The sequence below is a fragment of the Methylocystis iwaonis genome (assembly GCF_027925385.1).
GTDB classification, from domain to species: domain Bacteria; phylum Pseudomonadota; class Alphaproteobacteria; order Rhizobiales; family Beijerinckiaceae; genus Methylocystis; species Methylocystis iwaonis.
In genome coordinates, this window is sequence record NZ_AP027142.1 from 1,779,404 (window position 1) to 1,793,029 (window position 13,626).

A 13,626-nucleotide genomic window follows, 5' to 3' on the forward strand; every position below is an offset into this window, starting at 1 on the left:
GAAATCGCGTCAGCATCGCCAAGCGTTGTTCCGCGCATCGCTCTCGGCGGAACCAAGGCTCGCCCCAGCCGTTCCGGAAGCTGCGTACGCCCGTGCGAGGCTGCGCCGCTGGAATGGGGAGAGCGCCGCATGAGAGCCCTCGTTTGGCACGGCAAGGAAGACATTCGCTGCGACAGCGTCTCCGACCCCGAGATCGAGGACCCGCGCGACGCGATCGTCAAAGTGACGAGCTGCGCCATATGCGGCTCCGACCTTCACCTCTTCCATAATTTCATCCCGGCGATGCTCCCAGGCGACATCATGGGGCACGAGATGATGGGCGAAGTGGTCGAGGTCGGCTCGGGCATGAACGGCAGCCTCAAGAAAGGCGATCGCATCGTCGTGCCTTTCACCATCATTTGCGGCGAATGCGAGCAGTGCAAGCGGGGCAACTATTCGGTCTGCGAGACGACGAACCGCAACAAGCAGCTCGCCGACAAGGTCTACGGCCACGCCACGGCGGGCCTGTTCGGCTACACCCATCTGACGGGCGGCTATCCGGGTGGTCAGGCGGAATATGTGCGCGTGCCTTATGCCGACAAAACGCACATCAAGGCGCCGGAAGGGCTCAGCGACGAGCAGCTTCTTTTCCTGGGAGACATTCTCCCCACCGGCTGGCAGGCCGCCGTTCAATGCGACATCGAGCCGACCGACACGGTTGCGATCTGGGGCTGCGGGCCGGTTGGGCAGATGGCGAGCCGCAGCGCGATACTACTGGGCGCGAAGCAGGTCGTCGCCATCGACTATCTGCCGGAACGTCTGGAGATGGCGGAGGCCGGCGGCGCGATCACGATCAATTTCGAGGACGAGAGCGTCATCGAGCGCCTGCAGGAACTCACCGACGGCAAGGGCCCTGAAAAATGCATCGACGCCGTTGGGCTCGAAAGCCATGTCGGCTGGTCGCAGCCCGACACGCTGGTCGATCGCGCCAAGCAAATGGTTGGGCTCGAAAACGACCGCCCGCATGTGCTCCGGGAGATGATCTATGTCTGCCGTCCGGCGGGGATAATCTCGATTCCCGGGGTCTATAGCAGTCTGATCGACAAGATTCCGATGGGCCTCGCGATGAATAAGGGCCTCACCATCCGCACTGGCCAGACCCATGTGAACCGCTGGACCGACGATCTCTTGCGCCGCATCGAGGAAGGCCAGATCGATCCGTCCTTCGTCGTCACCCACACCGCCTCGCTCGATGAGGGGCCCGATATGTATAAGCTGTTCCGCAACAAGCAGGACAGTTGCATCAAAGTCGTTTTGACGCCTTGAGAGGGGAGGCGGTTATGACCTTCGTCGCAAATCTCTCGAACATCGTGCGGTCCAAGGGCGATCCCAGGGTTCTCAGCACCGGTCCGAGTTCGCTCTCCGGGTCGGACCGGCTTGCGCGCGGGCTCGGCTGGTTCAGCATCGGCCTTGGAGTCGCCGAGCTGTTGGCGCCGCGGATGTTGACGCGGATGATGGGCGTGCGGGGCAAGGAGACGCTGCTGCGCGCCTACGGCCTGCGCGAGATCGGCGCGGGGATCATGTCCTTGTCCGCTGACAAGGGCGCCGGCCTGCAAAGCCGGGTCGCGGGAGACGCACTCGACATTGTGACCTTGATGGCGCTCAAGCCGCGTAGCTCGAAGCAAGGCAATCTGGGCCTCGCCATGTCCGCGGTCTTGGGCGTCACTCTATTGGATATCGTCGGGGCGATGTGGGTGAAGAGCAACGAGAGCCGAAGCCGCGGCGCACAGCGTTCTTACCGCGATCGCAGCGGCTACCCGCAAGGCATCGCGAAATCCCGGGGCGCCGCGCGTGATTTTCTGAAACCGCCGGAGGCGCGCGCCGCGCCGACCGCCGCAGCGCCTCGTGCGGGCGCTCGGCCGTGGTGAGGGCGTCTAACCCGCCGGCGTGAAGGCGTCCGACCGTATCGCCTTCATGCTCGCGCCCGCCATGAAGAGATCGCGCTTGAGCCGCTTCACGAGGTTCTCGCCGCCGCACAGGAAGAAGGCCGTATGCGCCGCGCGCGGGGCTTCGGCCGCGAGCGCCAGCGTCGCCACATCGCCGCCTGTGTCCAAGGTCGCGGGGATGTAAGTGAAATCACGGGCGCGCGCGAAGGCCTGGAGCTCGTCCGTCAGATAGAGCCCCTTGCTGTCCCGGGCCCCGTGGTAAAGCCGGATCGGCCCGCGATGGCCTTGGCGCAGCGCGTCGCGAAGCACGCCATAAAGCGGCGCGAGACCGGTGCCCGCGCCAATGAGCGTCAGCGGCTGATCTGCGGCGACGCCCTCGTAAAAGCACGTCCCGCGCGGGCCGGCGATATGGAGCTTGTCGCCCGCGCGAAGGTCGGCGGAGAGACGCCGGCTCATGCGGCCGTTCGGATGCAGGCGGACATGCATTTCGAGAAAAGGGTCTTCCTCGGGGCAGCTCGCCAGCGAATAATGGCGGCTGAGGCCAGGTTCGGCGATCAGCTCCAGAAATTGCCCCGGTCGGTAGGCGAAATTTTCGGTCTCGATGCGCAGCCGCACGACGTCCTCGGAGAGCGGCTCGATCGCGCGGATCGTCGCCTCCTGCGGGGCCCCGGCGTCGTCTGGCGGGACGATCTTCATCGGAGCAGTCGGGCGGCAGATGCAGGGCAGGAAGAAGCCCAGCGCCTTTTGCGCTTCCGTCAGGCCCCGTTGCGATTCTTCCGGCGGCGCGCCCTCGATCGCGCGCAGCATGCAGCATTGGCACTGGCCGGCGCGGCAGGAATGCGGCGTCTCGACGCCGGCCCGCAGCAGCGCCTCGAGGACAGTCTCGCCCGGTGACAATGTCACCGGGCGATCCTGGAATGAAAGAGACGGGGCGCCCGTCACCGGCAGAGCACGTCGTCGCGTACGGAATTGGCGATGGCGGCGACCTCCCTAACTTCCTTTTCGGGGACGCCGAGCGTGCGCAGCGTGCTGTCCAGATTCTCGATCACGGCGTCGACATGGGAGTCGTTGAGGCCCTTGGCGACGAGGCGCTTGTGGGCGTTGCGCATGTCGAGGCCGGTGTAGCTATTGGGGCCGCCGAAGGCCATTGTCAGAAAGGACTTCTGCTTGGCGATCTGATTTTCCATATCTACGCCGTCGAAAAAGCGCGCGATGCGCCCATCGGCGAGAACCTTGCGATAGAAGAGTTCGACAGCGGCGTTGACGGCAGCTTCGCCGCCGAGACGTTCATAGAGGCTGGACATCGGGTTTCCCTCCCTAAAGAAGTATTTTTGATGCTTCTTTTTGTAAACGGGATCCACGAACCTTGCAATGGGACCACAGATGCGGCTGACAACGCACAGCGACCTTTCATTCAAAACACTGATTTTCCTGGCAGTTGCTGGGGAGGATGGCGCCACGATCGCGCAAATTGCGTCCGCTTTCGGCGCCTCGGAGCACCATCTTCGTAAGGTGGCGCTGGAGCTCGTCCGCTTAAATCTGGTGACGGCGACTCGCGGCCGAAGCGGCGGGCTGCGCCTCGCCGCTTCGCCGGCTGAACTCACGATCGGGGGGCTGTTGCGCCAGTTCGAGAGCGTTTTCGCCGATGCGCACTGTCTGGGCGCGGCGCAGAATGGCTGCGTCATTTTCGGTCTCTGCGGCCTGCAGCGCGTCTTCAACGAATCTCTGGGCGCGCTCTTTTCCGTGCTCGACCGCTATACTCTGGAGGATGTCGTGAAATCCTCCCCGGGCGTCGCGGCCAAGCTCGGAATCGAGGCCGCGCCGCCGCCAGTGTGAGTGTGGCGGATCAGCGCTCAGGCGAGAGCGCGACCCGATCGACGCGGATGACGTTCATCGCCTCGGCGCCGTAGAGGCAGGTAAAGCGCGAGGATTTGCCGTCGGCGTCATCCACATAGGCGGCGCGGCCCGGCTCCACGGTGAGCTGCACGCGGGTCGGCGCGCCGCCCTTGGTCTCCATCTCTCGGTCCGCAATCATCATGGTCAGACGGCAGGCGCCATTGGCCGGCTGGAAATAGCTCACGACATGGGCGCCGCCGGCGTCCAGACTGGCCGCCATCAGCGGCTTCATCTTGGTCTCCGACCAGGCGTCCGCCGCCGACACGGGCGTCGCAGCCGCCAGGGCCAGAACGCCGCCGAGCGTCAGTGCGATATTCCGTGTTTTCATGATCTATTCCTTTCTTCTATGAACCAGAGCAGCGAAGGGCTAGGCTCGACCTCTCCAAAACGCGGACGACAATGTGTCAAACCCGCTGTCTCCTTCGCTGAGGCAAAGGTATCACTGCGCCGCAGCATTTCAATACCGCGTTGCAATAAAATCGCATATTGCTTTGTTCTATAATGTGATCGTAAAGTGGCGACAATGGCGCAGCTTCCGGGTCGGGTGCCTCCCCTGCGGGCAAATCCAGATTATGCTCAAGAAATGCAAAAGCCCCATAGAGACAAGCATGTGTGGGTCTTTACGATAGAAAAATTCTATTAATCTGCCTAGAAATTGCCCTGCCGAAACCGCCTCATTCGACGCTCCCGGCCCCTGAAAGGCCGTCGTTTTTCCAGACGCGCATCCGCTGCGCCCCATTGTCGCAGGAAAAGGAAAGGCTGGACTCGGGGTCAGATTGGAGACGCGCGACCCCTCCGCCGCCCACTGTCATCTCGACATGGGAGACGCTTGCCTGCTGCAGATCCCCCGCGCCGACGACGGTCAGGACCAAGGCGCACTGATTTCCACGATCGATGAAATAGCCGGCGATATGCGTGCCGCCGACGTCGAGGTTGAGCGCGTGGCCAGGGGATAAGGTCAGAGCGGCAAGCGCTTCCGCCCGGGCGAGCGCGGCGGACGCGGCCAGCCCGACGCCGGCGAGCGCCATAATGCGAAGGTTTCCCTGCTTCACGGCGCTTCCCTCCAGTGCTGGCGACAGAGCGCACGGCCCGGACGCGACCAAGCGCGGCGCGCGCCGAAAGCGCACGGCCGACTTCGGTCAGACGCCGAGAGGCTTGCCCCGGCGCGCAATGGCTAGTTAGGGCGAGAGGCTGGGATGTCAGCCCGAGGCGGAAGCTTCTTCGCGCGTTTCAGCCGAGGCTTCCGCCTGCGCGGGGGCTTCGCCGGCGTCCTGCCAATCGAAGGTGACGACCCTGCCGTTCTCGATGGCGAGCGCGAGTCGGCCGCTTTTCAGCTCCAGCGCCTTTTCGCCGAAAATGGCCCGCCGCCAGCCCTTCAGCGCTTGCACGTCGGCGCGGTCGTCAGCGGCGATCGCCTCGAGGTCTTCGACCGTGGCGATCATTTTGGCGGCGACGCCGGTCTGCTCCGTCACCTGGCGCAGCAGAACCTTCAGCAGCTCGACCGTCGCGCCGTTCGAGCCGCGCCGCTCGCGCTCGATGCGCGGAACGCTCGCAGGATCGCGGGCGAGGCCGCGTTCGACGGCGGCGACGATGTCGGCGCCGGCGCGCGAACGCTCCATCCCCTTGGGGAAAGAGCGCAGATTGGCGAGCGCCTCGGGGCTGCGCGGGGCCGATTGCGCGATCTCGATCAGCATGTCGTCCTTGAGGACGCGCGAGCGCGGCACGTCGCGGCTCTGCGCCTCGGACTCGCGCCAGGCGGCGAGCTCCATCAGCACGGCGAGATCGCGCGGCTTGCGGGCGCGGTGACGCAGCCGCTCCCAGGCGTTCTCGGGATGCTGCTCATAGGTCGCGGGCGAGGTGAGCGTTTGCATCTCGTCGGCGAGCCAGTCGAGCCGGTTCGAGCGTTCGAGCCGGGCCCGCAGCGAGAGGTAGATGTCGCGCAGATGGGTGACGTCGGCGATCGCATATTCGATCTGCGCGGCCGAGAGCGGCCGGCGCGACCAATCGGTGAAGCGCGAGGATTTGTCGAGATTGGCCCGGGTGATCGCCTTGACGAGCTCGAGGTAGGAGGCCTGCTCGCCGAAGCCGCAGACCATGGCGGCGACCTGGGTGTCGAAGAGCGGCGCCGGAATGAGGCGCGCGAGCCGCCAGATAATCTCGAGGTCCTGCCGCGCGGCATGGAACACTTTGACGACCTCGGGGTTCGCCATCAACTCGAAGAAGGGCGAGAGGTCGACGCTGTCGGCAAGCGCGTCGATGGCGACGGCCTCCTCGGGCGAAGCGATTTGGATGACGCAGACTTTCGGCCAGAAGGTCGTCTCGCGCAGAAACTCTGTGTCGACAGTCACGAAGGGGTGACGCGAAAAGCGGTCGCAGACGGCTGCGAGTTCGTCGGTAGTGGTTAGAAGGCTCATCGAGCGCCAGTTTACTCAGTTTCGCTGGAAGGAAGAAGCATTTTCGCGGTTTATGCGCGTTCGACGATCACAGCCGTGCCATAGGCGAGGACCTCGGTCACGCCGTCCATGATTTCATTGGCGTCGTAGCGCATCCCAACGATGGCGTTGGCGCCCGCGTCGGCCGCATGCGCGCACATATGGTCGAAGGCCTCCTGCCGGGTTGCTTCCGCCAGATTCACATAGACGGAAAGCTTGCCGCCGAAAATAGTCTGGATGCCCCCGAAGAAATTTCCGACCACCGAACGCGAGCGCACGGTCACGCCGCGGACGAGCCCGAGATGCCGGACGATGCGATAGCCTGCGATGTCATTGGTCGTCGAAACGATCATTACTCCTCCGGCGGCAAAATTCGATTCGAAATCGTCGCTAGCCTAGCGGCCCGCGCGATTAGCGCAAACAGCCGAGATTTGCTGGTTGCAGAAGGCCACCAGTGCGGTAGGATTAAGCACACTCTAGACCGACGGAGCCAATCCGGGACATGTTTTCTTATTCTTTCAGCGCCGCGCGCGCCGCGGCGGCCTTCGCGCTTGCCGCCGGCCTTCTGACAGGCTCCCAAGCGTTTGCGGCTCCGCCCGCGCTAAATCCGGGCTGGAAGCTCTGTAAGTCGACCAATCCCGACGAGCGCATCGCGGGCTGCACGCAGGTCATCGCCGAGATCGCCAAGGAACCGAAGAAAAATCAGCTTGCCGCCTATGTGAACCGCGCCGGCGCCTATCAGGCGAAGGGCGATTATGCCCATGCGATCGAAGACTATGGCAAGGCGCTGGAGGTCGAGGCTTCCGCCGTCGTCCTGTTTGCGCGCGGCGCCGCGGAGCACGCAAAGGGCGACCTCGACGCGGCCATCGCCGATTATGGCAAAGCCATCGCGAAGGACAAGAAAAACGCCGCCGCCTTCATGGCCCGCGCGTCCGCCTGGCGCGTGAAAGGGGAGGCGGATAAGGCGCTTGCCGACATCGAAGAAGCGCTCAAGCTCGACAAAAAATCCCCGGCCCCGCTCGCGGCGCGCGCCAATTACTATCATGCCAAGGGCGACCACGACCACGCGATCGCTGATTATTCCGAGGCGCTGAAACGCGATCCCAAGCTCGTGGCCGCTCTGATCGGGCGCGGCGGCTGCTATTACGCGAAGGCCGAATACGACAAGGCGCTCGCCGATTTCGACGCGGCTGTGAAAGCCGACGCCAAGAACGCCATCGCGCTCCTCGACCGCGCCAACGCCTGGCGCGCCAAAAAGGATTTCGAGCGCGCCAAGGCGGACTATGAGGCTGCGCTGGCGGTGAAGCCGGACCTCGCCGCGGCGAAGAAGGGCGCGGACGATATGGGGAAAATCATCGCCAAAAAGGCCACCGGCGCCGCGCCGGCCGACGCCGCGCCGGCGGGCGCGGAGCATGAGCATAACTGACGATTTAGCCGGAAGCGTCGTTTCCGGCTGACCCCCTCCCTGTCCCTCCCCCGCTTCGCGCAGGGCTGTCCGGGGAATGAGTCGAAAGGTCGCGGGCGCATGCCCGGTTTTCCCGACGGTTGTCGGGTATTTTCCGGTTGTCGAGACTGGAAAAAAGGACCGGACATGCCCGTGCACTCTACTGTATTCGCCCAACTGCTCAAGCCGGTCGATCGGCGCGCCTTCAAGCAGATCGTCGAGCGGCATGGCGGCGACGCCTACGACAAATCCTTCAAGAGCTGGGATCACCTCGTCGCGCTCATCTACGCCCAGCTTGCCGGGGTCTCCAGCCTGCGCGCCCTCGTTCCCGCCTTCAACGCCGACGCGCGCGCGCATTATCACCTCGGGACGCGGCGGCTCGCGCGCACGACCCTTTCCGACGCCAACGCCCGCCGGCCCGTCGCCGTCTTCGCCGATCTCTTCGCCATGCTCTCCGGCGCGCTCGACCGTCATACGCGCCGGGAGGGCGCGGACATGATCCGCCTCATCGATTCGACGCCCATCCCTTTGAGCAAATTCCTCGATTACGCCCGCTCCAACGGCCGCACTCACGGCCTCAAAATGCACGTGGTCCATGACCCGCGCGCCAATCGGCCCCTTCGCGCGGAAGTCACGCCCGCCAATGTGAACGACATAGAGATCGGCAAGAAAACCGATATCGAGCCGGGCGCCGCTTATGTCTTCGACAAAGGCTATTGCGACTATCGCTGGTGGACCGAGATCGCCGCGCAAGGCGCTTTCTTCGTCACCCGGCCGAAGGCGAACGCCCGCTTCCGGGCGATCGCCGCCCGCCCGCTCGACCCCGAAAGCGCGCGGGGCGACGGCTTCGCCGTGATCGCCGACGAGGAGGTGGCGCTGGCCAGCAAAGGCGATTCCAAGCTGCCCATGCCGCTGCGGCGCATCACCGTGGAAAGAGACGAGGCCAAAGGCCGCATCGTCCTCATCGTCAACGACATGCGCCGCCCGGCCGCGGAAATCGCCGCGCTCTACAAGGGCCGCTGGGCAATCGAGCTGCTGTTCCGTTGGATCAAGCAGCATCTCAACATCAAGAGCTTCATCGGCGAGGCCGAAAACGCCGTGCGCCTGCAGCTCTTCGCCGCGATGATCGCCTTCACCCTGCTGCGCATCGCCGCCTGCGTCCACAAGATCGACATGGCGGCACTGCGTTTCGCCGAGCTCGTCGGCCGCTTCCTCTTCGACCGCCGGCCGATCGCGCTTATCGACAAGCCGCCAATCAGGCCCAAGCCCGGCCGAGACTTCTCTAGTCTGCAGCTCCAGCTCGCGGCCCTATGATTTCCCCGGACAGCCCTGCGCTTCGCGGGAGAGGGGACGCTCACGATCAACATCTCCGATGAAGGTTGCCATCTGCTCCCTCTCCCGCGAAGCGGGGGAGGGTTGGGGAGGGGGCCCTTAGGTCGTCGATCTGCGAGGGGGGCTACAGCCCCTGCGCCGCCGCCAACACCTCCTCGGCGTGACCCGGCACTTTCACCTTGCGCCAGATTTTCGCGATCTTGCCATCCGCGCCGATGAGGAAGGTCGAGCGTTCGACGCCCATATATTTCCGGCCGTACATGCTCTTCTCGACCCAGACGCCATAGGCGGAGAGCGTCTCCTTGGTCTCGTCGGCCGCGAGCGGGAAGGCGAGCTCATATTTGGTGCGGAATTTGTCGTGGCTTTTGGCCGAATCTGGCGACATTCCGACAATAACCGCGCCCGCCTTGGCGAATTTGTCGCGCAGCGCGTTGAACTCGATCGCCTCCTTGGTGCAGCCGGAGGTGTCGTCCTTGGGGTAGAAGTAGAGAACGATCTTCTTGCCCGACAGCGCCGCCAGCGACAGCGTCTCGCCGCCAGCGCCGGGCAGCGTGAAGACGGGCGCCGAATCGCCTTCTTTCAGTTGCATAAGAGAGGCCGCTGGAGCCGGGGCCGTCTTCGGCGCCGGCGCCTCCTTGGCGGGCTTTGCAGCCGTCGCTTTGGCGGTTGTGGCCTTCTCCGCCGGCTTTTTCTCTGTGGATTTAGCCGCCGCAGGTTTCGTCGTCGACGCTTTCGTCGCCATTGCGCCTTCCTTTCGTCGCAAGCGCATTTAGAATCCGGTTGGACAATGCAGAGACGGCGCCGGTCGGGCAAGTGCGCGTCTCGAGGGGACGCGCCATTTTTCGACGCGTCGGAATGACAGGGCGAAGCGAGGGTATTTGAGCGACCAGACAGGGCGCGAGCATAGCGGCGATCGGCCGGCCGTCCCACGGCGGCCGCCGAAACGGCGCCGGCGCGTGCGCGTCCCGAGGGCGGTTCGGACCGGGGCCTCCTGCGGGCTCGGCGGATTGGCGCTCGTTTGTCTCGCCATCGGCGCCTTCTTCCTGGCGCTGTCGCATGGGCCGATCGACTTTGGCTGGCTCACGCCGCGCATCGTCGCCGCGCTGGACGAACGCTTCGCGGGGCAGTTCGCCTTTCAGCTCGCGGGCGTCTCCCTGGCCAACTCGGACCATGGTCCGACCCTGACCGTCAACGGGCTCGTTGTAAAATCAGGCGACCGGGCCATTCTCGCGGCGCCGCGCGCCGAGCTCTCCCTCGATTGGCCGTCGATCTTGCTCGGCCGTCTCCAGCCCCGCCGCTTGGAGGCGCTCGACCTCGACGTGCGTCTTTCCGTCCAGGCGGACGGCGCCATCGCGGTTTCGGCGGGCGGAGACCCCGTGGCGACGGCCAGGGTCGCTCCGCCGCCTGCGGTCCCGCAAAGCCCCAATGATTCACCGCTCCAGCCAAATCCGGACGCGCCGGCGCCGGTCGAACGCGTGGCCCTGCTGAAATCCGCCGCCGGCGCCCTGCGCGCCCTGATGGATCTCGCGATAAGCCCGGACAGTCCGATCGGCGGCTTCGACAAGCTCGGCGTGCTGCATGGGCGGCTGACCATCGACGACCGCACCATCGACCGCACGATCCAATACAAGGATGTTTCGCTGAGCCTCGCAAAGGCTCAGGGCAGCATGCGGTTCAGCCTGGCCGCGACGGGACCGTCACAGCGCTGGAGCGTGACGGCGGCGGCGAAAGGCGCGCCGGGTCGCAACCGCGCCCTCGTGGCCAAGCTGCGCAACATCACGATCGACGAAATCTCTTTGGTGGCGGGCGCCCGCAATCTTCATTTCGACACGGACTCGCCCCTCGGCGTCGATCTGAGCTTCTCGCTCTCGCCCGACGGCATCGTGCTCGAAGCGACCGGCGGCCTGGAGATCGGCAAGGGCTTCTTCCGTTTAGAGGAGCCCGACTATGAGCCGGTCATGGTCCAGCGCATCGCGGCCCAGGCCCGCTGGAGTCGGCGCGAGCGCAAGCTCGTCGTCGCGCCTTTCGAACTCAAGGCCGGCGGTTTCGATCTGGCCCTTGCCGGATCGGCCGAGGCGCCGGCGGAGCTTCCTCCCGGCGCCGATCCGGGGGCCGACGCCTGGCTGATCAACGCCAAATTGGTGAAGCCCTCTCAAATCGCGCCGGATCGCGCCGGGGAGAAAAGCGTCCTTATAGAGGAGGCCGCGCTCCAGGCGCGCCTGATGCACGGCCAGGGGCGCTTGCTGCTCGACCGCTTGGCTGTCTCCGGCCCGGACTTGCACGCATCCGCGAGCGTTGCGGCGACCTATCGCGGGGCGCCGCGCGTGATCTATACGCTCGACGTCGACGACGTCGAGGCGCGCGCCCTCATGCGGCTTTGGCCGACCCATGTCGCGGCGCCCGTGCGCGCGTGGTTTATCGACCACATTCCCGTCGGCGTGGTGAAACATGCGCATGCCACCGGCGACTTCGACGACGACGCGATTACCGCCATGCGCTACGAGCGTCCGCCGCCGGAGAAGTCCCTCGAGATCGTCGGCGACGTCGCGAATTGTACATTGATCGACGTCTTGCCAGGCTTGGCGCCGATGACCGGCGTCGCGGGGAAGCTCCGCGTCACCGGCCGGACCTCCGCCTTCGACGCGACATCCGGCATGATGGAAACCGCGCCGGGACATCGCCTCACTCTCTCCGAAGGGCGTTTCTCCGTCGCCGATAATGCGCTGCTGCCGACCCCCGCCGTGCTCGATCTCAAGGTTGCGGGCAACATCGAAGCCGCCGCCGATATTCTCTCCATGCCCATCGTCGCGGCGCATGCGACCGTTCCCGTCGACGGCGCAACGCTCAAAGGGCAGATCGACGGCCGCGTCAGGGTCGATTTCGAAATCGGCGACACGGCGCGCGGGGACCGCACTACCTTTGGCGTCGACGCGAACACGACCAATCTCGTCGTCGAGAAACTCATCGGCAAGGAGCGGCTCGAGGGCGCGGCCTTACATGTGCTCTCCGATCGCAGCGGCCTGCGCGTCAATGGGACGGGGCGGCTCTATGGCGCGCCGGCGACGCTCGAACTCAGGCGCGGCTTCGGCGAAAAGGGGCCGGCGCAGGCGCAATTGACACTGACCTTCGACGAGGCCGCGCGGCAGCGGGCGGGCTATGCCGTCGCGGGGGTGAGCGGGCCGGTCTCGGCGATCGTGAAAACGCAGCTTCCTGTCGCCGACGACCTCAACGCCCATGTCGAACTCGACCTGACGCGCGCCAGCTTCGACAATCCCATTCCCGGCGTCGCGAAGCCGGTCGGCAAGGCCGCCAAAGCCACCTTTCTCGCGGTGAAGCGCGGCGAGTCCATCGCGCTCGATCAGTTCAACTTCGACGCCAACCCCATGCAGGCGCAGGGCGTGATCGAACTCGCCAAAGAAGGCGGCTTCCGCAGCGCCCGGCTCGCTCCGGTGCGGCTCTCCACCGGCGACGACATGAAAGTCGATGTCTCGCGCGGCGGGGAGGCGATGAAGATTGTCGTGCGCGGCGCGAATTTCGACGCGCGGCCGATGCTCGCCTCGCTCATTCGCTCGGGGAGCGGCGGCGCCGACAAGCCCTCCGGAAGCCAGCGGAACGCCGGCGACGACGTCAGCGTCGACGTCAAACTGCCGATCGTCACCGGCCACGGGAAGCAAATTCTCTCGGGCGTCGTCTTCGAATATGAATCGCGTGGCGGGCGCCCGCGCACCGTGGCGCTCACGGGCAATTTTGGCCGCGAGGACCTTGCCGTCGCGATGACGCGCGGTCAAAACGGCGCACAGGAGCTCGACATTTCAACGAATGACGCGGGCTCCTTCCTGGCCTTCCTCGATCTCTACCGCAAGATGGAGAACGGCGTCCTGAACGCCAATGTCGCGCTCGGCCAGAACCGCGCCGACGGCGCCATCCGCATCCGTGATTTCTTCGTCAAAGGCGAGCCGACGATGCGTCAGCTCATGGCGCAGGGTGGAACGGCGCGCGCCGACGACCGCGGCAATCTGCGCTTCGATCCCGATCTTGTGCGCGTTGGCCGGTTGCAATCCAATTTCACATGGAGCGGCGGGCGCCTGTCGGTGCGCGAGGGGGTGATGTCCGGCCCCGAGATCGGCCTCACCTTCGACGGCTTCATCGACTTCCCGCGCGACCGGCTCGACCTTTCCGGCTCTTATGTGCCGGCCTATGCGCTGAACAGCCTGCTCTCCAATATTCCGGTGCTCAATCTGGTCATCACCGGCGGGCAGAATGAGGGGATTTTTGCGCTGAACTACCGCGTGGCGGGGGCGCTTTCAGCGCCTGTCGTCAGCGTCAATCCGCTGTCGGCGATCGCGCCCGGCCTGATGCGCAAGATCATGGGCGTGCTGGATGGAACGGCGCGGATGCCGGAGACGCGGTAGCCGAGAACATCCAAAAGGCTTTGCGAGTCTCTCATATGAGATCCGCCTGCTGGGGTTCAGTCTCATTCCCGACGCTCGCGCAGCGAGCGATCGGGAATCCAGAGCAAAACCAGCGCTTTTTGGGCTCTGGATTCCCGGTCGGGCCTTCGGCCCGCCGGGAATGACAGGCGCCGATGCGAGTTGTT

The 13,626-nt window shown here is 65.2% G+C and carries 13 protein-coding genes; 6 read left to right on the plus strand and 7 right to left on the minus strand.

The window, feature by feature from the left end; translation table 11 throughout:
* Positions 1-129: 129 nt before the first annotated feature.
* Entirely contained in the window at positions 130-1,305 is a 1,176-nt protein-coding gene (locus tag QMG84_RS08490) for a zinc-dependent alcohol dehydrogenase (RefSeq protein WP_281931790.1), read from the plus strand.
* A gap of 14 nt (positions 1,306-1,319) precedes the next feature.
* Complete coding sequence (locus QMG84_RS08495) at positions 1,320-1,907, plus strand: hypothetical protein (protein WP_281931791.1); 588 nt, start codon at positions 1,320-1,322, stop codon at positions 1,905-1,907.
* A gap of 6 nt (positions 1,908-1,913) precedes the next feature.
* Here QMG84_RS08495 and QMG84_RS08500 read toward each other — a convergent pair whose 3' ends face one another.
* A complete protein-coding gene (locus QMG84_RS08500; RefSeq protein WP_281931792.1) occupies positions 1,914-2,828 on the minus strand; it encodes a 2Fe-2S iron-sulfur cluster binding domain-containing protein in 915 nt (304 codons plus the stop codon).
* Between the two features lie 35 nt (positions 2,829-2,863).
* Positions 2,864-3,229 (minus strand): group I truncated hemoglobin, encoded by a 366-nt coding sequence (locus QMG84_RS08505; RefSeq protein ID WP_202072792.1) that lies wholly within the window; start codon positions 3,227-3,229, stop codon positions 2,864-2,866.
* A 79-nt stretch (positions 3,230-3,308) separates the two neighbouring features.
* Here QMG84_RS08505 and QMG84_RS08510 point away from each other — a divergent pair, with 79 nt between their 5' ends.
* Positions 3,309-3,761 carry an RrF2 family transcriptional regulator gene (locus QMG84_RS08510; protein WP_281931793.1) on the plus strand — a complete coding sequence of 151 codons (453 nt, stop codon included), beginning with the start codon at positions 3,309-3,311 and terminating at the stop codon, positions 3,759-3,761.
* 10 nt (positions 3,762-3,771) lie between these two features.
* Here the strand turns inward: QMG84_RS08510 and QMG84_RS08515 are convergent, their stop codons facing one another.
* The 4 genes from QMG84_RS08515 to QMG84_RS08530 form a co-directional block, all read right to left on the minus strand.
* Positions 3,772-4,149, minus strand: a complete 378-nt coding sequence (locus QMG84_RS08515; protein ID WP_246744829.1) for a hypothetical protein — start codon at positions 4,147-4,149, stop codon at positions 3,772-3,774.
* A 346-nt stretch (positions 4,150-4,495) separates the two neighbouring features.
* Complete coding sequence (locus QMG84_RS08520) at positions 4,496-4,873, minus strand: hypothetical protein (protein ID WP_281931794.1); 378 nt, start codon at positions 4,871-4,873, stop codon at positions 4,496-4,498.
* Between the two features lie 147 nt (positions 4,874-5,020).
* Positions 5,021-6,235: a ribonuclease D gene (rnd, locus tag QMG84_RS08525; RefSeq protein ID WP_202072795.1), complete on the minus strand. Its 1,215-nt coding sequence runs from the start codon at positions 6,233-6,235 to the stop codon at positions 5,021-5,023.
* Between the two features lie 50 nt (positions 6,236-6,285).
* Positions 6,286-6,606: a YbjQ family protein gene (locus QMG84_RS08530; protein WP_202072796.1), complete on the minus strand. Its 321-nt coding sequence runs from the start codon at positions 6,604-6,606 to the stop codon at positions 6,286-6,288.
* 149 nt (positions 6,607-6,755) lie between these two features.
* Between QMG84_RS08530 and QMG84_RS08535 the strand changes: the two genes are divergently transcribed.
* Both QMG84_RS08535 and QMG84_RS08540 read left to right on the plus strand, forming a co-directional pair.
* Complete coding sequence (locus QMG84_RS08535; RefSeq protein ID WP_281931795.1) at positions 6,756-7,679, plus strand: tetratricopeptide repeat protein; 924 nt, start codon at positions 6,756-6,758, stop codon at positions 7,677-7,679.
* A 165-nt stretch (positions 7,680-7,844) separates the two neighbouring features.
* Complete coding sequence (locus QMG84_RS08540) at positions 7,845-9,011, plus strand: IS4 family transposase (RefSeq protein WP_281927877.1); 1,167 nt, start codon at positions 7,845-7,847, stop codon at positions 9,009-9,011.
* Between the two features lie 142 nt (positions 9,012-9,153).
* Here the strand turns inward: QMG84_RS08540 and QMG84_RS08545 are convergent, their stop codons facing one another.
* Positions 9,154-9,618 (minus strand): peroxiredoxin, encoded by a 465-nt coding sequence (locus tag QMG84_RS08545; RefSeq protein WP_281931953.1) that lies wholly within the window; start codon positions 9,616-9,618, stop codon positions 9,154-9,156.
* A gap of 367 nt (positions 9,619-9,985) precedes the next feature.
* Here QMG84_RS08545 and QMG84_RS08550 point away from each other — a divergent pair, with 367 nt between their 5' ends.
* A complete protein-coding gene (locus QMG84_RS08550; RefSeq protein WP_281931796.1) occupies positions 9,986-13,441 on the plus strand; it encodes an AsmA-like C-terminal region-containing protein in 3,456 nt (1,151 codons plus the stop codon).
* The last annotated feature ends 185 nt before the right edge of the window (positions 13,442-13,626 follow it).